Annotated in this window: 26 protein-coding genes; 14 read left to right on the plus strand and 12 right to left on the minus strand. The window is 64.5% G+C overall.

Features of this window, described 5'->3' with window-relative positions; genetic code table 11:
- Window positions 1–4 precede the first annotated feature (4 nt).
- Window positions 5–1,009: a helix-turn-helix transcriptional regulator gene (locus P6U25_RS03990; protein ID WP_407150167.1), complete on the minus strand. Its 1,005-nt coding sequence runs from the start codon at window positions 1,007–1,009 to the stop codon at window positions 5–7.
- Between the two features lie 82 nt (window positions 1,010–1,091).
- Here P6U25_RS03990 and P6U25_RS03995 point away from each other — a divergent pair, with 82 nt between their 5' ends.
- On the plus strand, window positions 1,092–1,736 hold the full coding sequence (locus tag P6U25_RS03995; RefSeq protein ID WP_407150168.1) for a glutathione S-transferase family protein: 645 nt from the start codon (window positions 1,092–1,094) through the stop codon (window positions 1,734–1,736).
- Window positions 1,737–1,749: 13 nt separating this feature from the next.
- Entirely contained in the window at window positions 1,750–2,181 is a 432-nt protein-coding gene (locus P6U25_RS04000; RefSeq protein WP_407150169.1) for a DUF6157 family protein, read from the plus strand.
- 179 nt (window positions 2,182–2,360) lie between these two features.
- On the opposite strand, the gene P6U25_RS04005 is transcribed toward P6U25_RS04000, so the two are convergent.
- Window positions 2,361–3,161: an enoyl-CoA hydratase/isomerase family protein gene (locus tag P6U25_RS04005; protein ID WP_407150170.1), complete on the minus strand. Its 801-nt coding sequence runs from the start codon at window positions 3,159–3,161 to the stop codon at window positions 2,361–2,363.
- The gene (locus P6U25_RS04010) at window positions 3,161–4,273 is read right to left on the minus strand and encodes a cyclic nucleotide-gated ion channel (RefSeq protein WP_407150171.1); all 1,113 of its coding nucleotides are present in this window, start codon (window positions 4,271–4,273) and stop codon (window positions 3,161–3,163) included. The genes P6U25_RS04005 and P6U25_RS04010 overlap by 1 nt, the downstream gene beginning before the upstream one ends.
- A gap of 316 nt (window positions 4,274–4,589) precedes the next feature.
- On the opposite strand from P6U25_RS04010, the gene P6U25_RS04015 reads away from it, so the two are divergent.
- Entirely contained in the window at window positions 4,590–5,258 is a 669-nt protein-coding gene (locus tag P6U25_RS04015; RefSeq protein ID WP_407150172.1) for a Crp/Fnr family transcriptional regulator, read from the plus strand.
- A gap of 31 nt (window positions 5,259–5,289) precedes the next feature.
- Complete coding sequence (locus tag P6U25_RS04020) at window positions 5,290–6,168, plus strand: DUF6537 domain-containing protein (protein WP_407150173.1); 879 nt, start codon at window positions 5,290–5,292, stop codon at window positions 6,166–6,168.
- A gap of 153 nt (window positions 6,169–6,321) precedes the next feature.
- On the opposite strand, the gene P6U25_RS04025 is transcribed toward P6U25_RS04020, so the two are convergent.
- The 3 genes from P6U25_RS04025 to P6U25_RS04035 are packed head-to-tail and all read right to left on the minus strand — an operon-like array spanning window position 6,322 to window position 7,015.
- Window positions 6,322–6,543, minus strand: a complete 222-nt coding sequence (locus P6U25_RS04025; RefSeq protein WP_407150174.1) for a hypothetical protein — start codon at window positions 6,541–6,543, stop codon at window positions 6,322–6,324.
- Between the two features lie 51 nt (window positions 6,544–6,594).
- Window positions 6,595–6,810 (minus strand): hypothetical protein, encoded by a 216-nt coding sequence (locus P6U25_RS04030; protein ID WP_407150175.1) that lies wholly within the window; start codon window positions 6,808–6,810, stop codon window positions 6,595–6,597.
- Window positions 6,811–6,844: 34 nt separating this feature from the next.
- Window positions 6,845–7,015 carry a hypothetical protein gene (locus P6U25_RS04035; RefSeq protein ID WP_407150176.1) on the minus strand — a complete coding sequence of 57 codons (171 nt, stop codon included), beginning with the start codon at window positions 7,013–7,015 and terminating at the stop codon, window positions 6,845–6,847.
- Window positions 7,016–7,334: 319 nt separating this feature from the next.
- Between P6U25_RS04035 and P6U25_RS04040 the strand changes: the two genes are divergently transcribed.
- The 3 genes from P6U25_RS04040 to P6U25_RS04050 all read left to right on the plus strand — a co-directional run bounded on the left by P6U25_RS04040 (window position 7,335) and on the right by P6U25_RS04050 (window position 9,558).
- Window positions 7,335–7,694 carry a PRC-barrel domain-containing protein gene (locus tag P6U25_RS04040; RefSeq protein WP_407150177.1) on the plus strand — a complete coding sequence of 120 codons (360 nt, stop codon included), beginning with the start codon at window positions 7,335–7,337 and terminating at the stop codon, window positions 7,692–7,694.
- Window positions 7,695–7,953: 259 nt separating this feature from the next.
- Complete coding sequence (locus P6U25_RS04045) at window positions 7,954–8,715, plus strand: Crp/Fnr family transcriptional regulator (protein WP_407150178.1); 762 nt, start codon at window positions 7,954–7,956, stop codon at window positions 8,713–8,715.
- A gap of 144 nt (window positions 8,716–8,859) precedes the next feature.
- Window positions 8,860–9,558, plus strand: coding sequence for an ABC transporter permease (locus tag P6U25_RS04050; RefSeq protein ID WP_407150179.1), 699 nt, complete (start codon window positions 8,860–8,862; stop codon window positions 9,556–9,558).
- Here the strand turns inward: P6U25_RS04050 and P6U25_RS04055 are convergent.
- Window positions 9,532–10,344 carry an extracellular solute-binding protein gene (locus P6U25_RS04055; protein WP_407150180.1) on the minus strand — a complete coding sequence of 271 codons (813 nt, stop codon included), beginning with the start codon at window positions 10,342–10,344 and terminating at the stop codon, window positions 9,532–9,534. The two genes, P6U25_RS04050 and P6U25_RS04055, sit on opposite strands and share 27 nt — an antisense overlap.
- 132 nt (window positions 10,345–10,476) lie before the next feature.
- Here P6U25_RS04055 and chrA point away from each other — a divergent pair, with 132 nt between their 5' ends.
- The 3 genes from chrA (at window position 10,477) to P6U25_RS04070 (ending at window position 13,560) form a co-directional block, all read left to right on the plus strand.
- A complete protein-coding gene (gene chrA / locus P6U25_RS04060; protein WP_407150181.1) occupies window positions 10,477–11,676 on the plus strand; it encodes a chromate efflux transporter in 1,200 nt (399 codons plus the stop codon).
- A gap of 954 nt (window positions 11,677–12,630) precedes the next feature.
- Complete coding sequence (locus P6U25_RS04065; protein ID WP_407150182.1) at window positions 12,631–12,984, plus strand: DUF3307 domain-containing protein; 354 nt, start codon at window positions 12,631–12,633, stop codon at window positions 12,982–12,984.
- Between the two features lie 171 nt (window positions 12,985–13,155).
- On the plus strand, window positions 13,156–13,560 hold the full coding sequence (locus P6U25_RS04070; protein WP_407150183.1) for a hypothetical protein: 405 nt from the start codon (window positions 13,156–13,158) through the stop codon (window positions 13,558–13,560).
- A 13-nt stretch (window positions 13,561–13,573) separates the two neighbouring features.
- On the opposite strand, the gene P6U25_RS04075 is transcribed toward P6U25_RS04070, so the two are convergent.
- Both P6U25_RS04075 and P6U25_RS04080 read right to left on the minus strand, forming a co-directional pair.
- Complete coding sequence (locus tag P6U25_RS04075) at window positions 13,574–13,891, minus strand: YkgJ family cysteine cluster protein (RefSeq protein WP_407150184.1); 318 nt, start codon at window positions 13,889–13,891, stop codon at window positions 13,574–13,576.
- Window positions 13,891–14,589 carry a YafY family protein gene (locus tag P6U25_RS04080; protein WP_280974086.1) on the minus strand — a complete coding sequence of 233 codons (699 nt, stop codon included), beginning with the start codon at window positions 14,587–14,589 and terminating at the stop codon, window positions 13,891–13,893. The genes P6U25_RS04075 and P6U25_RS04080 overlap by 1 nt, the downstream gene beginning before the upstream one ends.
- A gap of 156 nt (window positions 14,590–14,745) precedes the next feature.
- Between P6U25_RS04080 and P6U25_RS04085 the strand changes: the two genes are divergently transcribed.
- On the plus strand, window positions 14,746–14,979 hold the full coding sequence (locus P6U25_RS04085; protein ID WP_407150185.1) for a hypothetical protein: 234 nt from the start codon (window positions 14,746–14,748) through the stop codon (window positions 14,977–14,979).
- 62 nt (window positions 14,980–15,041) lie between these two features.
- Window positions 15,042–15,770 carry a glutathione S-transferase family protein gene (locus P6U25_RS04090; protein ID WP_407150186.1) on the plus strand — a complete coding sequence of 243 codons (729 nt, stop codon included), beginning with the start codon at window positions 15,042–15,044 and terminating at the stop codon, window positions 15,768–15,770.
- Here P6U25_RS04090 and P6U25_RS04095 read toward each other — a convergent pair.
- Window positions 15,767–16,402, minus strand: coding sequence for a pyridoxamine 5'-phosphate oxidase family protein (locus tag P6U25_RS04095; RefSeq protein ID WP_407150187.1), 636 nt, complete (start codon window positions 16,400–16,402; stop codon window positions 15,767–15,769). The genes P6U25_RS04090 and P6U25_RS04095 overlap by 4 nt on opposite strands.
- A 119-nt stretch (window positions 16,403–16,521) precedes the next feature.
- Here P6U25_RS04095 and P6U25_RS04100 point away from each other — a divergent pair, with 119 nt between their 5' ends.
- Entirely contained in the window at window positions 16,522–17,415 is an 894-nt protein-coding gene (locus tag P6U25_RS04100) for a LysR family transcriptional regulator (RefSeq protein WP_407150188.1), read from the plus strand.
- A gap of 57 nt (window positions 17,416–17,472) precedes the next feature.
- On the opposite strand, the gene P6U25_RS04105 is transcribed toward P6U25_RS04100, so the two are convergent.
- Window positions 17,473–17,913 (minus strand): PaaI family thioesterase, encoded by a 441-nt coding sequence (locus tag P6U25_RS04105; protein ID WP_407152411.1) that lies wholly within the window; start codon window positions 17,911–17,913, stop codon window positions 17,473–17,475.
- A gap of 300 nt (window positions 17,914–18,213) precedes the next feature.
- The gene (pobA, locus tag P6U25_RS04110; RefSeq protein ID WP_407150189.1) at window positions 18,214–19,383 is read right to left on the minus strand and encodes a 4-hydroxybenzoate 3-monooxygenase; all 1,170 of its coding nucleotides are present in this window, start codon (window positions 19,381–19,383) and stop codon (window positions 18,214–18,216) included.
- A 286-nt stretch (window positions 19,384–19,669) separates the two neighbouring features.
- Between pobA and P6U25_RS04115 the strand changes: the two genes are divergently transcribed.
- The gene (locus P6U25_RS04115; RefSeq protein ID WP_407150190.1) at window positions 19,670–20,692 is read left to right on the plus strand and encodes a TRAP transporter substrate-binding protein; all 1,023 of its coding nucleotides are present in this window, start codon (window positions 19,670–19,672) and stop codon (window positions 20,690–20,692) included.
- Window positions 20,693–20,808: the final 116 nt, after the last annotated feature.

Consider the following 20,808-nt stretch of genomic DNA (forward strand, 5'->3'; position numbering starts at 1 on the left):
ACGTTCAGGCTCGCCGCGCCGCGGCCACCCGGCGCTTCGGCACCAGTGCGTAGCGCGCGGCCATCGCACCCGTCATCTCCGCCATCTTCTCGCGCAGCTCGGCCGGCTCGATCACCTCGGCCTCGGCGCCGAGCCGCAATAGTTCGGTCGCGGCGTGCCACAGCGTCTTGCCGACCGGCATGGTAGCGGTCCGCCAACCGTCTGCGTCGGCGGTTTCCGCAATCTGCATCCGCGCCTTCACGTAAGGATGGGCCAGCGCATCGAACAGCTCCAGCCCGAACGGCGACAGCCGTACCGTGGCCCGGTTCGGATGCAGCTCGGCCTCGAGCCGCTCGGTCGAGGCGCGCCAATAGCCGGCAAGATCGAAGTCCGCCGGCCGCGTGAACGGCGCGTCGAGCACCAGGCAATCCAGCACGCGCGCGACGCGATAGGTGCGCACATGGCCGTCGATGAGGCCGGCGAGATACCAGCTCCCGCCCTTCAGCACGAGCCCGAGCGGCGCCACGCGCCGGCGCTTCTCAGCCTTCCAGCTCTGGTAGCGGATCTCGATCAGGTTTTCGCCCAGTACGGCGCCGGCGATGGCGCGCAGATGCGTCGGCTCCTCGGTCTCGCCGAACCAGCCGGGCGCATCGAGGTGGAAGCGCTGCTGCATCCCCCTGGCATTGGAGCGCAGATGCTCCGGCAGCGCCGCCATCAGCTTGGCCTGCGCCGCCATCATCGCCGGCTCAAGGCCGAGCGCGGCGGCGGGCCCTGGCAGTCCCGCCATGAACAGCGCCTCGGCCTCGCCCTGCGACAGGCCGTTGACCCGCACGCGATAGCCGTCGAGCAGCCGGTAGCCGCCCTCGGCACCGCGGTCGGCATAGACGGGGACGCCGGCGGCGGCGAGCGCATCGATGTCGCGATAGATGGTGCGCACCGAGACCTCGCAGGCCTCGGCGAGCTCAGGCGCGGTGACCTGGCCCCGCGCCTGCAGGGTGGTCAGGATGGAAAACAGCCGGCTCGCGCGCATGGGTGGATCATACCTGACACAGGATGTCAGGTATAGGCGCGCATAATGGATCCCGCCATCCGAACGGCAAGGAGACCCGTCCATGACCACCGCCGACCGCATCACGCTGTATTATTCGCCGCAGAGCCGCGCCACCGGCGCGCGGGTGCTGCTGGAGGAACTGGGCGCGCCGTACGACCTGCACGTCCTCAACATGAAGGCGGGCGAGCAGCGCCAGGCCGCCTATCTCGCCGTCAATCCGCTCGGCAAGGTGCCGGCGATCCGCCATGGCGACGCGCTGGTGACCGAGCAGGTCGCGATCTTCATCTATCTCGCCGACCTGTTCCCGCAGGCCGGCCTGACGCCCGCGCCGAACGACCCGCGCCGCGGCCCTTACTTGCGCTGGATCGCCTATTACGGCTCGTCGTTCGAGCCGGCCTTGATCGACAAATTCATGAAGCGCGAGCCCGCGCCGGTCTCGCAGTCGCCCTATGCCGATTACGACACCATGCTGGGCGCGCTGGAAGCCCAGCTTGCCAAAGGACCCTATCTGTTCGGCGAAGAGATCACGGCGGCCGACATCCTGTGGGGCATTGCCTTCAACTGGACCATGACGTTCGGCCTCGTGCCGAAAAAGGACGTCTTCGCCCGCTACGCCGAGCGCGTCACCGCGCGCCCCGCCTACCAGCGGATCACGAAGGCCGATGTCGAGATGGCGGCGCAGCATGCGGCGGCCGCCGGCGTGTGATACGAGCCTGCCGATGCCGAAGCTGTACACCACCAACTGCGTCAACACCTTCATCCGCGTCGCGGAGGATTGTCCGGTGCATACTGGCGAAGAGCCGCAGCCGCGCGGCGGCAATCCGACGGTCGCCACGCTGCAATATCAGATGATCGCAGCCGCGCCGTACAAGTACACGTCCGACGACGTCGTGTTCGCGACATCGGCGGCCGGCCGCGCGCTCGGCGCGAAGGCGGCGAAGCAGGAGCGGACCCGCGCCCGCGAGATGTTCTTCTCCAGGGGTCAGGCCTGCATGCGGGCCTCGCCACTCGGCAAGCGGTTCGGCTGGGGCGTCCACGCCGATGCCGAGGGCCGCATCGCGATCTACGCCGTCGACAGCAAGCGCTACCAGGCGCTCGCCGCGGATGCCAAGCTGACCCAGGTCCGCGCGATGCGAAGCAAGCGGGGGTGACGGCAAAGACGATTTGGTAAGCCCTTCATCCCCGCGCAAAGGCTTCGCCTTTGTCGCCGGAGGTGCGAGCTCTTGCGAGCCTCGAAGGATGCACGGCCACCAGCCGGGCCGTCGACCCTTCGAGACGGCCGCTTTGCGGCCTCCTCAGGGTGACGGTGCTGGCAGCACGGCGCACCGAACTAAAACCTTGGTGCCCGCTTCTCCGCGAAGGCCTTGATGCCTTCCTTGATCTCGGACCCGCGCATGCTGTCGCGGTGGCGGGCGTTGGCGGCGGCTTGGTCGAACTCGCCGCGGGCGAACTCGTTGATGGCGCGCTTCATGCCGGCCATCGCCTTGGGCGCATTGCCGGCCAGGATCGCCGCGAGCTTGTCGACTTCCTCGTCCAAAAACTCCACCGGCACCATGGCGGTGAGATAGCCGATCCGCAGCATCTCCGGGGCGGTGATCTTCTGCGCGGTCAGAAACAGCATCTTGGCATTGTCAACGCCGAGCCGGGTCACGTAGCGCTTGATGCCGCTCGGATAGTAGTGCAGCCCGAGCCGCGCCGCCGGCATGAACATCTCCGCGGTGTCGACGCCGATGCGGAAATCGCAGGCGAGCGCCAGGTCGGTCGAGCCGCCATAGACGCCGCCATTGAGCCGGCAGATCGTCGGCACGGACAGATCTTCCAGCCGGTTGACTACGACCTCGAACGCCGAGCCCGCGCTCTGCTGCTCGTTTGCGCTCACCGCACGCTCGGCCACCGAGTTGAGATCGTAGCCGGCGGAGAAGGCCCGTCCCGTGCCGGTCAGCACCAGCACGCGGACCGCCGGATCGGCCTCGATCCGGTCGAACAGATTGAGAATCTTGCCGAGATCCTCGGCCTGCAGGCGGTTGAGATGCCGCGGTCGGTTGAGGCGGATCGTCGCGCGCGCGCCCGCAATCTCAAGCACGGGTGAGCTGCCGGTCTCGGCCGCATCAGGCATGGTTGTCTCCATCATTATTGGTTTTCGAGTTCGCGCCGCTTGGCCTCGGCATCGATGGTCGCGGCGAGGTCGGGATGCCGTGCCATCAACAGGCGGAAATCGACCAGGTCAAGCACCAGCAGCCGGGAGACCTTGGTGGTTGTGACATCGGCGCCGCGCATGGTGTTGCCGAGCAGCGCCATCTCGCCGAAGAACGCGCCTTCGCCGAGCTTCACCTTGCGGCCGGGCAGGTCGACCGCCACCTCGCCGGCGGCGACGAAATACATGCAGTCGCCGCTGGTGCCTTTGCGAATGATCGTCGCGCGCGGGGGCAGGTCGATGGTGCGCAGCATCTGGGTGACGTCGGCGATCGCGGCGGGGCCGAGATGCGTGAAGAACGGCACCTTGCCGACCGTCTCCCAGGTTTTTAGAAAATTGTCGCGGCGGGTTTCCGCGGCAAAGCCGGTCGCCAGAATACCGGTCCACAGCCCGAACACGCCGAGGCCCGCGATCATGACGAGGGCTGCGACCATGCGGCCGAGCGGGGTGATCGGCACCACGTCGCCATAGCCTGTCGTGGTCAGCGTCACCACCGCCCACCACAGCGCCGCCGGCACGCTGCCGAAGGTCTGCGGCTGCACGTCGCGCTCCAGGAAATATTCCGCGACGGAGGCGAGGAACACCACCATCAGGAAGATCACCAGCACGCTGACCAGCGGCCCGGATTCCTGCACCAGGACGCGCCGGAGCTGCCGCAGGCCGGGGATGCCCGGCACCACCTTCAGCGTCCAGAGGATCGCGAGCAGCCATGCCGTTTTCGGCTCGACACCGGCAAGCAGGGCGGCCGGCACGGCCAGCGCGCCGATCGCGTCGACCACTCCGGCACCGGACAGCGCATAGAACCAGAACCGGCCCTGCCGTCCCATGTGGCGCAGCCGCACCAGCCACTCGAAGATGAAGTAGGCGAGGCAGCCCCACAGCAGCACGTCGACCCAGCGGGTGGCGGCGTCATACGCCGGCTCCACCGTCAGCAGCGTCATCATGGCGACGCCAATGGTCACCGCGACGTAGGCCACCGTAGTCATGTTGCGGCCGGCGGTGGCAGACACGAACTGTGTCAAAACCGGAAAAGCGAGCCGCTTGAACATCGGACGTACGTTGCCTGTCGACGAATGGCTTGAAACGAGACCCTGCCGGAAAGCGGGGATCAAGGCCACAACCTGCCCCGTCCCGGGTCAGGCCGTCAACGCGTGCGGGTCGACGCGCTCAGGCGGCCGACCTTCCGCCTGTTCGACGAACGTCCGGCTATACTGTCCTGATTTTGCTTCCACAAATGTGAGAATCCCGACAAAACGTCGCGTTTTCCCCGTATACCAAGGGAGCGGTTCGGACATGCGACCTTCACCGCACTGCAGCGACTAATAGGGTGAATGTATTCACTTCTTGAGAACTGGTTGGTTTCCGATGGATACCTCGCATCTTGTGGAGCACGCCGGCGCCGCCGGCAGTTTCTTCGCATCGATCTTCGTGGTCGCCACGCTGTCGATGCGGACCATGATCCCGCTGCGCGTCTTCGCCATCCTGACCAACATCATCCTGATCGCGACCGCGATCCCGACCCATAATTACGCGACGCTGATCCTGCATTCCGTCCTGCTGCCGCTGAACACCTACCGCCTGCACCAGATGCTGCAACTGGTCCGCAGCGTGAAGAAATCCGTCAACAGCGATCTGTCGATGGATTGGCTGAGACCGTTCACGACCGAGCGCAAATGCACCGCGGGCGAAGTGCTGTTCTACAAGGACGAGAGGGCCGACAGCATGTTTTACATCGTCAGCGGGCGCTTTCGTCTGGTCGAGTCGGGCATCGAGCTGCCGGTCGGCGCCATCGTCGGCGAGTTCGGCATGCTGTCGCCATCGAACACGCGGACGCAGACGCTGGAATGCGTGGAGAGCGGCATGGTGCTCTCGGTGACCTACGACCAGGTCGAGCAGCTCTACGTCCAGAATCCTGCGTTCGGTTTCTACTTCCTGCGGCTCGCCAGCGCCCGCCTGTTCCAGAACATCTCGACGCTCGAGCAGCGGCTGGCGCAGCACGCTACCCCCCAGGTTGCGGAGCCAAAACCCGCTTGAGCCCGCTGTGACGAGTTCTGGAGACGCCGTAGTGCCGGACGACGACAGTCTGCTGGCTTCGCTCCGTTACCTGTTCGCCGACATCATCGGCGACGAGGACGATGGACCGCTCGTGCCACCGGATGCCTGCTCCGCGCAGCTCAGTCCGGTCGTCAGCGACGCCATTCATTTGCTGACCGAATATCAGAGCGCCGGCTACGCCAGGCTCTATGTCGAGCGGCTCGGACGCTTCGTCGGCCGGCGCGGGGTCGACGACGCCATGCTTGCGGACATCGCGCGGCTGATGGCGCAGCGCATGGCCTACGAGGACCCGATCCGGATCGCGCAGCTCAAGCTCCGCGAGGTCACCGCAGCCGGCGGCCGGGCGGCGCGCTCTGCCGACGACGTCAAGAAATTCCGCATCGACGAGCTGATCGACGCCTTGCCGGTGGTGGTCGGCGACCCCGTGCTGGGTGTGCTCGAACGCTTCGGCTGGCGCCGCCGAAGGATATCGATCCGCTTCAGCGCCAACAACCGCTTCAGTGTGCGCCGGCTTCGGATCGAGGCGGGGCTGAAGCGGTGGCGGCTGTTCTCGGCGCGCTATGCCAAGGAGCGCGTCTGGGTCGAGCGCTGGCTGCACATGATCGACCGCAGCCTGACAAAGCAGCCGCGTGCGACCACGGCGATCATCCAGACCGCGACCATGATCCGCGGCTACGGCGATCCCTATCGCCAGGGCCTTGCGGACTGGCACGCGATCATCGACGGCCTCGCCAAGCCCGTCTTCGACGGCTCGCTTGCGCTCACCGATCTCGCCGGCGCAATCGCGGAGGCCCGCGCCGCCATCATGCCCGATCCGCGCCAGGCGTCCTTGAAGCGCAAGATCGCGGAAATCCGCGCACGGGTGCCGGCGGCTGCGTCATCGCGTTGAGAGTCTACCACTGTCACCTGAGGAGGCCGCGCAGCGGCCGTCTCGAAGCGCGGCGGCCTGCCTGTGGCCGCGCATCCTTCGAGACGCGCGTACCGCGCTCCTCAAGGGTGACAGGCTAATCATATCTCGACGGGTGATGGCGAGCCTCGCGCCCTATCGCTTGATATGCGGAGGTTCATCGTAGCCGTGGCGGCTCGAATAGAACAACAGGCCCATCAGGCCGACGCCGACGACGACCAGGACGACGGCTCCGACGGCGAATGCGACGACACCATAGGTCGGCACCGGTGCATCGGATACCATCAAGCCTTCATAGGCGTAGGCGCCGACGGCGACCAAAAAGGCCAGCAGGCCGACGCCGATTGCGACGCGCATGCGTGTTTGCCTCTGTTCAAGGCCGAGAGCAGCCGTCGCTCGTGATGGCGGCTATCCTGCCGCAGCGGCAACTTTGACCAGCGCTTGGTGTCCGGCTTCGGTCAACTCAGTAAGCGTGATCCTGCCGCTCTTGGCGCATTTGATGATGTATCTGGCAACGCGCTTGCGGGTGGCATGTTCCTCGCCGCGAAGAGCGTCGGCGCAGACGTGGTCGAGCGCCGCGTTCATGATGGCGAGCGTGCGTGAATCAAATCTCTCCTCGATCATTGGGAGCCCTCCCTGTAGGCCCGTTCGGGCACGGTTATTTGCGGAGAACCAGCAGGTCACTGACCTCCATGACAGCCTCGGTTTGCCTGGTTTTCCTGATCTGCGTTTCACGTTCCCGTTCCGCGGGCATGCGGGCCGCGATGCGCACGTCGTCAACGAATTTTCTGGAGATGATCGGACGCGATCCGCTGCGTTTCTTCTTCATGCCCGCCTCCGAGGTGGGAACACGATGCTAGGCAGGTTCCTGCGGACCGTCGTTAACCTATGACATCGGGCCGATCGAAAAAATCGTGCCCGAAAATCACGGGAACGATCTTCCCGGCCAAGCGTAACACCGGTGCGTTCGCTGCTTTGCTCCCCGAGAGCAGTGGACCACTCCGGTGACGGGCTCCGGCGAATTTCGTCGCCGGGGCCCGCATGCGTCAGGAGATCGGCAGTACACTTCCATGCGCTGCAGCAATTGTCGCGGGAACGATGACCTTGCGCGGTCGTTGACGAGGCCAGACACTCAGGGAGAACTGGCAATGAGAGGTGAGAGGGAGAGCGGGAATCTCATCGGCAGCGACAAGGTGGAGGGCACCGCCGTTTACGGCGCTGACGACCGCAAGATCGGTTCAATCGAGCGTGTCATGATCGACAAGAAGAGCGGGCGCGTTTCCTATGCAGTGCTTGGTTTCGGCGGTATTCTCGGGCTCGGCAACGACCATTATCCGCTGCCCTGGGAATCCCTGAAGTACGATACGCGGCTGGGTGGCTATGTCACCGGTATCACCGAAGACCAGCTTCGCGAGGCGCCGAGATACGGCCGCGAGCGGGACTGGAATTGGGATGATGTCGGCGCCACGCGGGCGGTCAACGACTACTACGGTGTGCCGTTCGTGTGAGCGGTGCTGGCAGCCCGCGCGGTCTCGGTGGTGCACTGCAAGACGAAGCGAGGCGAGGTGTCGAAGGAGAGCCGTCGAAGGAGTCGTGCCTCTAGACCAGAGCATGATCCGGAAAGTCTGACGCGGCTTTCGAAAAGATCATGCGCGAACCAAGAGCTAAAGCGCGATGACGGTTCATCGCGACTACATTCGCCAATACTTGTAATATACGCGATTGAAATCAGCCCGGCGGTTACCCGATGAACGTGCGGGGAGACCAATGTCGTCGGCATCGTTAGTTCGAAAGCTTGAGCAATTCGTACGGCTATCGCCGGTGGATCATGCCATTCTCAATCGGGCAGCGTCCGAGCGTGTGCGTCGTTTTGAGGCGCGCGTCGATATCGTGCGCGAGGGCGACAGGCCAAAGGATGTGCATCTGATTCTGTCCGGCTGGGCCTGCCGCTACAAGCAACTCGAGGATGGGCGGCGGCAGGTGGTGTCGTTTTTCTTGCCCGGCGACATTTGCGACGTGAACATCTTCATCTTGCGCGAGATGGATCATTCGATCGGCACCATCACGCCGGTGTCGATCGCCGATCTCTCGCGCGAGTTCTTCGATGACATCGCCGTGCGACATCCGCGCATCGTCACGGCGTTCTGGTGGGAGACCCTGGTCAACGCCGCCATCCAGCGCGAATGGACGATGAATCTCGGCCAGCGCACGGCCTTGGAGCGTACCGCTCATTTGCTCTGCGAAGTCTGGCTTCGCCTGCGCCTGGCCGGGCTGACCAAGGGAGACACTTGCGACTTTCCGCTGACCCAGGCCGATCTCGCCGACGCCACCGGCCTGTCCAAAGTCCATGTCAACCGCACGCTGCAGGAGCTGCGCGCCGAGGGGCTGATCGTCCTCAAGGGCAAAACCTTGTCCGTTCCCGACCTCGACCGCCTGATGCGCGCAGGCCTGTTCAACTCGAACTACCTGCACATGGATCACGAGGGTCAGCAGCTCGATGCCGCGGTGACCGACGCGGCGGCCGGATAACGACGGATAGCGATAGATAGCTCGGCTTCAGCGACCGCAAGTCTTGACCCTTTATGGCAGGGTTGCGCTATGCTGCGCCGCAGCCGGCGATGCGGGTTTCACCGATGTCGAGACGTTCTGCCGGACGCTGCAATGCAGAGGCGGATGGACGACTTCGTACGATCGGTAAGCGCAGCCCTGTCCTTGATCGGTGATGCGGATCCCGAACTCCTGGGGATCGTCGCGCTGTCACTGCGGGTCAGCCTGACCGCGAGCATTCTCGCCTTGGTGATCGGGGCCCCGATCGGCGGCTGGCTGGCGATTGTCCGTTTTCGAGGCCGGCACGTCATCATCGTACTGACCAATGCCCTGCTCGGGCTCCCGCCAGTCGTCGTTGGCCTTGTGCTCTATCTGCTGCTGTCGCGATCGGGACCGCTCGGGCCTGCCGGTTTGTTGTTCACGCCGACCGCCATGGTGATCGCCCAGACGCTGCTTGCAACGCCGATCGTGGTCGCGCTGGTGCATCGGCCGTCATCGCTGCTGTGGATGGAGTACGGCGATCTTGCACGCACCGACGGCCTGTCGCGCCCGCGCAGCATTGCGTTGCTGTTCGCGCTGGGCCGGGCATCCCTGTTGACCGCCTTTCTCGCCGCCTTCGGCCGGGCCATTGCCGAGGTCGGGGCCATCCTCATCGTGGGCGGCAATATTCGCGGCTATACGCGGACGATGACGACGGCGATTGCGCTCGAGACCAGCAAGGGCGATCTACCGCTTGCGCTTGGGCTCGGATTGATCCTGCTCGCCTTGAGCGTCGCGGTCTCGACGGTCGCGTTTCTGCTAGTGGGACGCGTTGGGGAAAAATAGCTGCTCGCCGCCGACCTTGTAGCCGGCGATCGTTGTCTGCCCGGCCGGCGAGATCAGCCAGTCGATGAAGGCCTGGCCGTCCTGAGCCTTGACGTTCGGATGCTTCGCCGGGTTGACCAGCATCACGCCATACTGGTTGAACAGCCGCCGGTCCCCTTCGGTCAGGATCGCGAGATCGCCCCGGTTCTTGAACGACAACCAGGTGCCGCGATCCGATAGCACATAGGCATTGGACGACGCCGCCATGTTGAGCGCCGGTCCCATTCCCTGACCGATCTCGCGGTACCAACTGCCCTTTGCGGCGGCAAGGTCGATGCCCGCGTCCTTCCAAAGCCGCAGCTCTGCCTCGTAGGTGCCGGATCGATCGCCGCGCGAGATGAAGGGAGCCTTCGCCGCCGCGATCTTTCTCAGGGCGTCGGCGACGTCCTTGTCGCCGGCAATGTGAGCCGGGTCGGCCTTCGGTCCGACGATGACGAAGTCGTTGTACATGACGTCGAAGCGCTTCACGCCCTGTCCCTCGGACATGAACTTGTCCTCGGCCGGCCTGTCGTGGACGAACACCACGTCGGCATCGCCCCGTCTGCCGATATCGAGCGCCTGACCGGTGCCGACGGCGACGACCTTCACGCTGATTCCCGACGCTTTGGTGAACTGCGGCAGCAAATAGCCGAACAGGCCGGACTGCTCGGTCGACGTCGTTGAAGCAACCGTGATACTGCGGTCTTGCGCCCCGGCGCCCGAGCACCAAGCCAGCATGACTGTGAGCGCAATGAAGAGTTGTCGCATGTCATCTTCTCCCCAGGACGTCGCCGCGAGTTTGCCGACGGCCGAGACCCTTCATACCTTCCGCGATATGGTGGCCGGCGAACATCCAACCATCGCAGGGTTTCCAATGACGCGCTTCCGGTGGCAAGGTCAATGACGGACGTCAGGCAGCCCGCGGGCAGCGCAGCCGAGGTTTTCGCCGCATTCCTGAAACTAGGCTTGAGCTCGTTCGGCGGGCCGATCGCCCATATCGGCTACTTCCGGCATGAATTCGTCGAGCGCCGCAAATGGCTCGACGAACAGGCGTATGCTGATCTCGTGGCGCTGTGTCAGTTCCTGCCTGGGCCGGCAAGCAGTCAGGTCGGCTTCTCGCTCGGTCTGATGCGCGCGGGCTATCCCGGTGCGCTGGCGGCGTGGACCGGATTCACGCTGCCGTCGGCCATCGTGCTGGTACTGTTTGCCTATGGCGCCAATGCGCTGAGCGGACCTGCCGGCGCCGGCCTGGTGCACGGGCTGAAGCTTGTCGCGGTCGCGATCGTCGCGCAGGCGGTGTGGGGCATGGCGCGGACGCTGTGTCCCGACCGGGTGCGCGCGTCGATCACCGTGGTCGCGGCGCTGCTCATCCTGTTCAGCGCCTCGTCGATCGCCCAGATCGCCGCCATCCTGTTGGGCGGCATTGCCGGCCTTGCGCTGTGCCGGACCGGGACAGGTAACGGGGGCGGTCACTTCGCCATGCCGGTGTCGCGCCGGATAGGGTTGATCGCGCTGGCGGCGTTCTTGCTCCTGCTGATTGGTCTGCCAGTGCTGACGCGATTGGTGCCGGGCTCCGGCCTTGCGCTGTTCGAGGCCTTCTACCGCTCCGGCGCCCTGGTGTTCGGCGGCGGCCACGTGGTCCTTCCGCTGCTGCGCGAGGCCGTCGTCGTGCCCGGCTGGGTCAGCGACGACGCGTTCCTGACCGGCTATGGCGCCGCGCAAGCCGTGCCGGGCCCGCTCTTCACCTTCGCGGCCTATCTGGGCGCCGTGGTCAACATCGAGCCGCATGGCGTCGTCGGCGCGATCGTCGGACTGCTTGGCATTTTTCTGCCCGGCGTCCTGATCCTGCTCGCTGCGCTGCCGTTCTGGGAGACGTTTCGGAAGCGATCCGACGCGCAGGCGGTGATGCGTGGCGTCAACGCGGCGGTCGTCGGCATTCTCGGCGCGGCACTGTATCATCCGGTGTGGACGAGCACGGTCCTGGCTCCTCGCGATTTCGGCATCGCGCTGGTCGGATTCGTCCTGCTCATGATCTGGCGCGCGCCGCCGCTTGTGGTTGTTGTCTTCAGCGCGCTCGCCGGAATGGCGATGGCGCTGTGAACCCTGGTTAATGGGGCGTCTGTCCTCTTTGGCGTGCGCGCAGAAACTAATTTCCTTAATGTTTTCAAGGCGATTTGGACTGTCCAGTCCTCATGCGAAAAATATTCCGCTTCCCTCGTCGGGCAACTCAGTGGCACGAATCCGCCGTCTCACCCGCCTGAGGGGCGCTTCGCGATCGTCACGAGTGCTGGGTTGGGATGCGGTGGACGCCGCTTGCGCAACTGACGAGTGCGCATACGGCGGACGGCGAAGTCGTGCAGGCCTGACGCCCTAGTGGCAGGTGTCCTGTTGCAAGACGCAATTGCGTCTTGCAACAGCGGTGACAACCAAGCCCAGTCTCGCCGGGGCGAGCACGTATAAGCCGTAACCCATCGCGCAGGGAAAGCCGGGATTGCTCCGGTTACACCTGTGGTCCTACCCCCGGTGCTACTTTTATTGCACCGGGCCCATGGGTGCGATCGGCACCCGGCTTTCCCTGCGCCCTCTCTTCACGAGAGGGCGGAACGAGATGCAAAACTCGGACAGTTCATGTCGCGAGAATGCAAAGCCGTATCTCAATGACTGTCATCGCCCGCGAAGGCGGGCGATCCAGTATTCCAGAGGCCGCAGTGATTGATCCGAGAGGCCGCAGCGTACTGGATCCCTCGCATGCGCGGGGTATGACGGCGGAGCAATCGCCGAGGCTTCGTCGGAATATTGGCCTGCCTCGCCCTGCGCCCCGATGCCGCATGACGATCGCCACTATCGCCGGAGAGGCGCCTCATGTGATTTTCAGACGCCGCAGGTGCATTTCACCGCCGGAGATGTCATAAATGCGACACGCCTTGGTTTGCGGAATTGTGCTGACGGCCTGACCCGGATTTTCTTGCAATCACATTCATCCCAGTAAAGGGCGTCAGCTTGTTGTTTCCTTCCATGTCATCGTCAGTTGCGGTTGGCGCCCTGGTCGGATGGATGTTGCTTCTCACCACGAAGCACATCATCGCCGACTTCATGTTGCAGAATGCCTGGATGGCGATCGGCAAGGACCAGAAGACCGGCTGGGCGATGCCGCTGCTGGCACATTGCCTCGTTCACCTTGCCGTCGCGCTGGTGCTGATCCTGGCCGTGGCGCCGCGGTTCTGGTACGTCGCCTTCGTCGACTTCGCCATCCACATCACCGTCGACCGCGCCAAGGGATACTGCGCCTCGCATTACGGCGTGACGCTGGAGTCCGGACATCCCTGGTTCTGGACCCTGATCGGCGTCGACCAGGCGCTCCACCATCTCACCGGCTTTGCGCTGTCAATCTACATGGCCGCGAACTGAGCGGCCTGCGCCACCTGTGCCCCAAGCCTCTCGGAATCTGAAACCACCGCCCGCGGTGCGCGGATGTGATTCGCGTGCAACGGGCAAGGGCCCCCGGAAACGACCGGAAGCCGTGGTTAACCTTTCGTTAGAGAATTGCGCGGCATCTTCGCGATTGAGGGGGATTTGCAAATGTTTTCAAGCCGCGACGCCTTCGAGAACGATGCCTGCCCGGTTGCCGACGACCTGCTCGGCCAGATGTACCGCGCCAATCCCAATGGCCTGTCGCTCCTGGTCGCCAACGTGTCGCCGGACGTCCGGGCGAGGCTGGCGCTGTTCTGTTATCGCCGCAGCCATCTGCACGCGCTGGCGCTGGCGATTGCTTCGAGCTGCACCGAGCGTGAGCTGATCCATTTCGGCGGCCGCGTCGGCTCGACCCTGTACGCGCTGTCGCGTCAACCCGCGCGCGCCACTGCGGCCTCGCATGGCGGACGCAAGCCGATCACGCTGTCGACCAAGCCGCTCTCAACCTTTGCGCCGCTGGTCGATGAAGAGCTCGACGACGAAGAAGAAGACGTCCGGACGGTGACCGCCTGAGGCAAGCCCGGCCTCAGATCACCGGCAGTCCGTGGCGCCGGCGCGCCATCGCGCATTCCGCATCGCCGGGCATGCAGGTCCGGCACACCTCCGGCCGCACCGCATAGACCTCGCAGCGCGTCGCCACCCCGATCTCTCCCGATAGCGCGGCGCAGCGGTCACCCACGCAGCGCATGCCGGACAGCCGCGCATTGACGAACCGCTCCGGGATCAGGTCGAGCTGATCGTCATCCTCGATGGTGAAGCGCGGCCAGTTCTCCGAATAGCTGCAGCAGGCGCCGCAGGATTGGCAGGGGCTGCTCGCCGCCGCGCTGGCATTGTCCGCGGCCATCACGTGTCCTTCGGTGCTTCCCAGACCAGGCTGCGCCGCCAGCGCGCCCTGAGCAGATCGCGCCGCTCCGGATATTTCTCGTCGTGATAGATCGCGGCCACCACGCGATCGGTGCGGAAGCTGCGGAAATCCCTGCGCAGCTCGCACCAGGCGGCGAGCAGCCGGACCGCTTCGTGATAGCCGACCGCGATTGGCCAGATTGTGCGCTCGCTGTCGCGGCCGTGCTCGTCGCGATAGTTCAGCGTGATCTTCTTGCCCTCGTGAATCTGGCTGCGCGTCTTGACCATATCGATGCGGTCCGGCTCCCGGTTCCAGGCCGACCGCGCTCGGCTTGCCGGTTCGAGCACGAACGGCCGTAGCCGGTCGGGCACCGTCTCGGCGATCTTGGCCATCAGGTCTTCGGCGGCGCGCGCCAAGGCCGGATCGGCGTGGCCGACCACCCATTGCGCGCCGAGCACGCAGGCCTCGATCTCGTCGGGTGTCAGCATCAAGGGCGGCAGGTCGAAACCCTTCTCCAAGATGTAGCCCATGCCGGCCTCGCCGCGGATCGGCACCCGCTGCTCGATCAGGGTCGCGATGTCGCGATAGATCGTGCGCTTGGATGTCTCGAGCTCCGCCGCAATCGCATCTGCGGTCAAAGGCTTTCGGGTGCGGCGGAGCACCTGGATGATCTGAAACAGCCGGTCGGCGCGTCTCATGGCAAGTCTCTTCGCAAGTCTCTCGTTCGCGGTCGGCGGATCCCGGGCCTCGCGGCCCGTCGCCTTTTTGCACTCCGGTGTCACTGCTGCTGACAGAATGTTGGCAGCAGGTGGGGGCTATACCAGGACAACACCTCAAGTGAAGGGAATTTGTCCATGGCAAATCTAGATGAACTCGGTTTCCGGCACGCGCAGACGTTCGCGCTGGAACAGCTCGTCACAGTTTACTCCACCTCCGGCGATCTGCGCTGGGCCCTGGTTGCGCTGATCGCGCAGTCGGTCGTTACCGCCTGGTCATACGGGCGGGCGCGGGTGGTCAAACGGGTTCGCGAGGCGGTTCGCCGCCTCGCTCCCGTTGGTCCGCTCGACAATGAATGCCACTGCTGCTGACACCATGGTGGCAGCAGGGGGGCGCTAGCCTCCACCCGCGATCAGGCAATCGGGAGCTTCAGATGATTACGCTTTTTGGCTTCGGCACGGGGTTCGGCTTGCCGGAAATCAGCCCGTTCGTGACCAAGACCGAGGTCCAGCTCAAGATGGCCGGGCTCGATTATCGCAAGGAGAAGGCGATGCCGCCGGCGTCTCCCAAGGGGCAGTTGCCGTTCATCTCGGATGACGGCGAGACGATTGCCGATTCGACCTTCATCCGCGCCCATATCGAGGGCAAATACGGCTTCGACTTCGATGCGCCGCTGAGCCTGCAGGCGCGCGCGCAAGCCTGGGCGTTCGAACGCATGATCGAGCATCACGTCTATTGGGCGCTGGTCGGCGCACGCTGGGTCGACGATACCAATTTCGCCAAGGGGCCGGCGCATTTCTTCGACGGCGCGCCCGATCACATGCGCGACAAGATGCGCGAGGACGCGCAGTTCCGCGTTGCCGAGAACTATCTGCTGAGCGGGCTTGGTCGCCACGCCCCTGAGGAGGATATCGATCTCGCGATGCGTTCGTTGTTCGCACTGTCGGTGCAGCTCGGCGACAAGCCTTATTTGATGGGCGAGACGCCCTGCGGCACCGATGCTACGGCATTCGGCGCGCTTGCCGGAATCCTGACGCCGTTCTTCGAATCACCGTTGCGCGAACGCACTGAGAAGTTCGAGAATCTCACCGCCTATGTCGACCGGATGATGCTGCAATACTATCCAGAGTTCGCCTGGGCGCCGCTGCAGCAGGCGGCTTAGCCTGCGCCGACAGGAGCGGGCTGGCCTTTCAAGGCGGCCAGCTCAGCCTCGAGTTCGGCGATCCGTTCATCGCGCGAGGCCAGCGCCGTCGCGACATCGGCCGCGTCGAACTTCTGCGGGATATGCTGCGGGCAATTGGTATCCCACGCCGCGATCTTGAATAGGATCGCCTGCTCGGGCCGCGCCCGGTAGCCTTGCGGCATCAGCGCCTGCGTCAGCGCCGGATCATCCTCCACCACGCGCGCCTCGCCCCAGATCTTGACGCGGCGGCGATGCGCATAGTCCATCACGAAGATATACGCCTTCGCATTCTCCGACAGGTTGCCCTGCGTGATGTATTGCCGGTTGCCGCCGAAGTCGGCGAACGCGAGCGTGCGCTTGTCGAGCACCTTGATGAATCCCTTCGGCCCGCCGCGGTGCTGGATGTAGGGCTGGCCGTCAGCGGAGGCGGTGGCAAGATAGAAGCTGTTGGCATTGGCGAGGAAGGTGGCGAGGTTCTCGTCGATCTCGGTGCGAAAGCCGCCGCGCTGCTCCCGGTCGGCATAGGCGTCGCGCGAGCCCTTGCGGGTCTGGATCGCCTTCACGGCCGGGCTGAATGCGATATCGCTGGAATAGGGGTGAACGTCTGACATCTGAGCCTCCCGTCATGGGCGCCGAAGCGGTCGTCCTTCCCGGGAAAGATGGTCGTTTCCGTGACGCAAGCAATCTTGTGAATTGACACTTCACTGTTGCGGAATATGCAATATTGCCCATGGATCGTCTCGACGCCATGCAGGCCTTCGTCGCCGTGGCCGACCTCGAGGGCTTCGCGCCTGCCGCTCGCAAGCTCGGCCTGTCGCCGTCAGCGGTGACGAGGCTGATTGCGGCGCTGGAGGAACGGCTCGGTGCGCGGTTGTTGCAGCGGACCACCCGGCAGGTGACGTTGACCGACGCCGGCTCGCGCTATCTGGAGCGGGCGCGGCGGATTCTCGCGGACGTCGAGGAGGCCGAAGATGCGGTGGAGGGCGAGCGCACGCGCCCGGAGGGCCGGTTGGTGATCTCGGCCCCTGTCGGCTTCGGGCGGCTGCATGTCAGCCCGATCGTGACCGCCTACCTCAAGCGCTATCCCGACGTCGGCGTCGACCTGCGTCTGACCGATCGTGTCGTCAACCTCGTCGAGGATGGCGTCGATGCCGCGGTCAGGATCGGCCATCTGCCCGACTCGACGCTGGTGGCGCGGCATGTCGGCGAGATGCGACGCATCGTGGTGGCCTCGCCGGGCTATCTCCGGGCACGCGGCGAGCCGAAACGGCCCGCGGACATCGCGGCGCATGACATGATCCAGTTCGGCGCCATGACCGCGGCGCCCGACTGGCGCTTCGTGGAGAACGGTCGCGAGATCAGGATCGCGAGCTCGCCGCGCTTTGCCAGCAACAGCTCCGATGCCGCGATCCAATATGCCGAGCAGGACGGCGGCCTGACGCGGGTGCTGGCCTATCAGGCGGCCGCGTCACTGAAGGCCGGGCGGCTCAGAATCGTGCTTGCGGAGTTCGAGCAGCCGGCGCTGCCGATCCACATCGTCTACCCGACCTCCCGGCTATTGTCGGCCAAAGTGCGTACCTTCATCGATCTCGTCACCGAGATCGATGACTGGCATTTCGGGTAGACTCTCGGCTGATGCTTTTCTTGGGGCGAACCGGCGTCCGCTTCGCTTGAAAATGCTTCAGCTCACCCGCTCCTTCTTCGGCACCACGCGGAACGTGCCGTTGGCGCGTGCGATCGTCACGTTGTCGGCCTTGATCAGGCTTTGCGCGAAGCAGATCGTGCTGCCGGTCTTGATCACATCGCTTTCGATCGTGAGCCACTGCCCGATATTGGCCGTGCCGACGAAATCGACCGCGAGCGAGATCGTTACGAACGAGGTGGTCCAACCGGTTGCTTGGCCGCAGCTATAGCCCATTGCGTTGTCGGAAAGCGCCGCGATCAATCCGCCATGGATCAGGCCGCGGCCGTTGGTGTGCGGCCGGGCCAGCCGCAGGCCAATGATGACGGACCTGTCGGTCCGCCTTGCGTAGAGCGGCTCCCAGGGCTCGGTGAGTGGGCTCTTCCGGAAAAGCGGCTCGAAGCCGGCAGGGATGTCGAGGATCGGCGTGTCGGTGCTCATCTGACGCTCGCGCATTGGCGTTTCGTTTGCGCCATTGAACGCGATGTCGATGACAGTTTCATCGCCTACAAAGCTTTAAACGGAATTTGCGCGCGTGTTTAAATGCGTCGCGGACTTGTCGTCACCCGCCACCGGGTCGCGCGAACGCGCGCCCGATGACAGGCTCCGGCGGGTGACCCAGTATTCCAGAGACTTGGGCTGGATTTGAGGAGCCGCGGCGTACTGGATTCCCCGCATGCGCGGGGGATGACGATCGAGAGTATGGAGAGGACGCTGCTCGATAAATATCCGCAAATACGCCTAAAACGGCAGCCCGACATAATTCTCCGATAGCGACGTCGACGCCGCCTTCGAGCTCACGAGATAATCCAGCTCGGCGATCTGAATCCGCGCGGCGAATTCGCCGTCGTCAGGGAACTTGTGCAGCATCGAGGTCATCCACCAGGAGAAGCGCACCGCCTTCCAGACCCGCGCCAGCGCTCTGGCAGAGTAACCGTCGATGCCGGCTGAGGACTTCTCGTCGTAATATTCGCGCAACGCCTGCGACAGGTAATGCACGTCGCTGGCGGCGAGGTTCAGGCCCTTGGCCCCGGTCGGCGGCACGATATGCGAGGCGTCGCCGGCAAGGAACATCCGGCCGAACCGCATCGGCTCGGCGACGAAGCTGCGCAACGGCGCAATGCTCTTCTCGATCGAGGGGCCGGTGACCAGCTCGTCGGCGGCCTTCTGGTCGACGCGGCGTTTCAGCTCGTCCCAGAACCGCTCGTCCGACCACTGATCGACATGATCGTCGAGGGGACATTGTACGTAATAGCGGCTGCGATGCGTCGAACGCATGGTGCAGAGCGCGAAGCCGCGCTCGTGGTTGTTGTAGATCAGCTCCGGCGAGACTGGCGGCGTCTCCGAGAGGATGCCGAGCCAGCCGAACGGATACACGCGCTCATAGCTCGTGATCGCCGACGCCGGCACACTGGCACGGCTCACGCCGTGGAAACCGTCGCAACCGGCGATGAAGTCGCAGACGATTTCATGGCTGACGCCGTCCTTCACATAGGTGACGCGCGGATGCTCGGTGCCGAAATCATGCGGCGTGACGTCGCTGCCCGAGTAGATGGAGGTCAGCCCGGCGGCCTTGCGGGCGTTCATCAGGTCGAGCGTGACCTCGGTCTGGCCGTAGATCGTCACGGTCTTGCCGGTCAGGCCATGCATGTCGATGCGGTGTCGCGCGCCGCCGAACGCCAGTTCGACGCCGTGATGGACCAGACCCTCGCGATGCAGGCGGTCGGCAGCCCCGACCTTCTCGAGCAGGGATACCGTGCCTTCCTCGAGCAGGCCGGCGCGGATGCGCCCCAGCACGTAGTCCGGGGTCTGCCGTTCCAGGATCACGTTGTCTACGCCGAAAGTATGAAGTAGTTGCCCAAGCAACAGTCCGGCCGGACCTGCCCCTATGATTGCTACTTTTGTCCGCAATACCCGCTCCTCCCGATAAGGTAGGCTTGATCATGGCCCGCGCGTCGCGGGGTGCCGTCGTCGGCTTGCCATGGTGATTATATCATATAACAGTCTTCGCAAAGCGCGTTTGATCAGTGAGGGGACTTCGCCGCAATGCGAGAGACCGATTCGGCCGGATGACCTCCGGTGCGGCGCGGTGTCCGGCGGGCGCATTTCGTCTTGAACAAGTGCGCGCGAGTTATGTAACATGTTAAGTAATGAGACCGGGCGCGAAGCCCGCCGTCATGGAGAGGGAGGATATCTGATGAGGAAGGCGTTGTTGGCGCTGCTCGTGGCCGCGGGCGTCACGCCGGCTGTTGCACCTGCTGTGGCGCAGGACAAGACCGTCAATCTGAAAGTATCGCTGTGGGTGCCGCCGGCGCATCCGCTGGTGCCGGCGACGCAGGCCTGGGCGGCCGATATCGAAAAGGCTTCGGGCGGCACCATCAAGATCACCGTGTTCCCGTCCGAGCAGCTCGGCAAGGCGTTCGATCACTACGACATGGCGCGCGATGGCATCGCCGACGTCACCTATGTCAATCCCGGCTATCAGCCCGGCCGCTTCCCGATCGCGGCCGCAGGCCAGCTTCCGTTCGTGTTTGCCGACGGCAAGAAGGGTACGCTGGCGCTGAACGAGTGGTACCACAAATACGCGCCGACCGAGATGAAGGACACCAAGCTCTGCTTCGCCTTCATCCATGATCCGGGCGCGTTGCACGGCAAGAAGAAGATCCTGCTGCCGAGCGACCTCAACGGCGTGAAGGTGCGCCCGGCGCAGAGCACGATCGGCGAGATGGTCAAGATGTTCGGCGGCACCAATGTGCAGGCGTCCGCGCCGGAATCGCGCGATGCCATCGAGCGCGGCGTGGCCGACGAGATCACCTTCCCCTGGGGCTCGATCTTCCTGTTCGGCATCGACAAGGTGGTGAAGTACCACATGGACGTGCCGCTCTACACGACCGTGTTCACCTACAACATCAACCTTGCCAAATATAACGCGATGTCGGCTGCCCAGAAGAAGGTGATCGACGATCACTGCACGCCGGAATGGGCGTCCAAGGTCACCGATCCCTGGACCGAGTTCGAGGCCAATGGCCGCACCAAGATGAAGGCGCTATCCGGGCACGAGGTCTATCAATTGACCCCGGACCAACTCGCCGAGTGGAAGAAGGCGGTCAAGCCGCTGCACGATAGCTGGGCCGAGGCGGTGAAGAAAGCCGGCGGCGATCCGGACAAGATCGCGGCCGATTTGAACGCGACGCTGAAGAAGTACGACGCCGGACTGTAATTTGGTCATTCCGGGGCGCGCGTCAGCGCGAACCCTGAATCTTCTGCAACTATCTCCAGATTCCGGGTTCGCTCGCGTTGCGAGCGCCCCGGAATGACACCCAGCTTGACAGCGAT

Origin of the sequence: Bradyrhizobium sp. ORS 86 (assembly GCF_045571475.1) — a bacterium.
Classification (GTDB): domain Bacteria; phylum Pseudomonadota; class Alphaproteobacteria; order Rhizobiales; family Xanthobacteraceae; genus Bradyrhizobium.

What these genes read in the sequence shown, in the direction of transcription:
- P6U25_RS03990 (WP_407150167.1), bottom strand. Translation starts at nt 1,009, where the DNA reads ATGCGCGCGAGCCGGCTGTTTTCCATCCTGACCACCCTGCAGGCGCGG.
- P6U25_RS03995 (WP_407150168.1), top strand. Translation starts at nt 1,092, where the DNA reads ATGACCACCGCCGACCGCATCACGCTGTATTATTCGCCGCAGAGCCGC.
- P6U25_RS04000 (WP_407150169.1), top strand. Translation starts at nt 1,750, where the DNA reads ATGCCGAAGCTGTACACCACCAACTGCGTCAACACCTTCATCCGCGTC.
- P6U25_RS04005 (WP_407150170.1), bottom strand. Translation starts at nt 3,161, where the DNA reads ATGATGGAGACAACCATGCCTGATGCGGCCGAGACCGGCAGCTCACCC.
- P6U25_RS04010 (WP_407150171.1), bottom strand. Translation starts at nt 4,273, where the DNA reads ATGTTCAAGCGGCTCGCTTTTCCGGTTTTGACACAGTTCGTGTCTGCC.
- P6U25_RS04015 (WP_407150172.1), top strand. Translation starts at nt 4,590, where the DNA reads ATGGATACCTCGCATCTTGTGGAGCACGCCGGCGCCGCCGGCAGTTTC.
- P6U25_RS04025 (WP_407150174.1), bottom strand. Translation starts at nt 6,543, where the DNA reads ATGCGCGTCGCAATCGGCGTCGGCCTGCTGGCCTTTTTGGTCGCCGTC.
- P6U25_RS04030 (WP_407150175.1), bottom strand. Translation starts at nt 6,810, where the DNA reads ATGATCGAGGAGAGATTTGATTCACGCACGCTCGCCATCATGAACGCG.
- P6U25_RS04035 (WP_407150176.1), bottom strand. Translation starts at nt 7,015, where the DNA reads ATGAAGAAGAAACGCAGCGGATCGCGTCCGATCATCTCCAGAAAATTC.
- P6U25_RS04040 (WP_407150177.1), top strand. Translation starts at nt 7,335, where the DNA reads ATGAGAGGTGAGAGGGAGAGCGGGAATCTCATCGGCAGCGACAAGGTG.
- P6U25_RS04045 (WP_407150178.1), top strand. Translation starts at nt 7,954, where the DNA reads ATGTCGTCGGCATCGTTAGTTCGAAAGCTTGAGCAATTCGTACGGCTA.
- P6U25_RS04050 (WP_407150179.1), top strand. Translation starts at nt 8,860, where the DNA reads ATGGACGACTTCGTACGATCGGTAAGCGCAGCCCTGTCCTTGATCGGT.
- P6U25_RS04055 (WP_407150180.1), bottom strand. Translation starts at nt 10,344, where the DNA reads ATGCGACAACTCTTCATTGCGCTCACAGTCATGCTGGCTTGGTGCTCG.
- chrA (WP_407150181.1), top strand. Translation starts at nt 10,477, where the DNA reads ATGACGGACGTCAGGCAGCCCGCGGGCAGCGCAGCCGAGGTTTTCGCC.
- P6U25_RS04065 (WP_407150182.1), top strand. Translation starts at nt 12,631, where the DNA reads ATGTTGCTTCTCACCACGAAGCACATCATCGCCGACTTCATGTTGCAG.
- P6U25_RS04070 (WP_407150183.1), top strand. Translation starts at nt 13,156, where the DNA reads ATGTTTTCAAGCCGCGACGCCTTCGAGAACGATGCCTGCCCGGTTGCC.
- P6U25_RS04075 (WP_407150184.1), bottom strand. Translation starts at nt 13,891, where the DNA reads ATGGCCGCGGACAATGCCAGCGCGGCGGCGAGCAGCCCCTGCCAATCC.
- P6U25_RS04080 (WP_280974086.1), bottom strand. Translation starts at nt 14,589, where the DNA reads ATGAGACGCGCCGACCGGCTGTTTCAGATCATCCAGGTGCTCCGCCGC.
- P6U25_RS04085 (WP_407150185.1), top strand. Translation starts at nt 14,746, where the DNA reads ATGGCAAATCTAGATGAACTCGGTTTCCGGCACGCGCAGACGTTCGCG.
- P6U25_RS04090 (WP_407150186.1), top strand. Translation starts at nt 15,042, where the DNA reads ATGATTACGCTTTTTGGCTTCGGCACGGGGTTCGGCTTGCCGGAAATC.
- P6U25_RS04095 (WP_407150187.1), bottom strand. Translation starts at nt 16,402, where the DNA reads ATGTCAGACGTTCACCCCTATTCCAGCGATATCGCATTCAGCCCGGCC.
- P6U25_RS04100 (WP_407150188.1), top strand. Translation starts at nt 16,522, where the DNA reads ATGGATCGTCTCGACGCCATGCAGGCCTTCGTCGCCGTGGCCGACCTC.
- P6U25_RS04105 (WP_407152411.1), bottom strand. Translation starts at nt 17,913, where the DNA reads ATGAGCACCGACACGCCGATCCTCGACATCCCTGCCGGCTTCGAGCCG.
- P6U25_RS04115 (WP_407150190.1), top strand. Translation starts at nt 19,670, where the DNA reads ATGAGGAAGGCGTTGTTGGCGCTGCTCGTGGCCGCGGGCGTCACGCCG.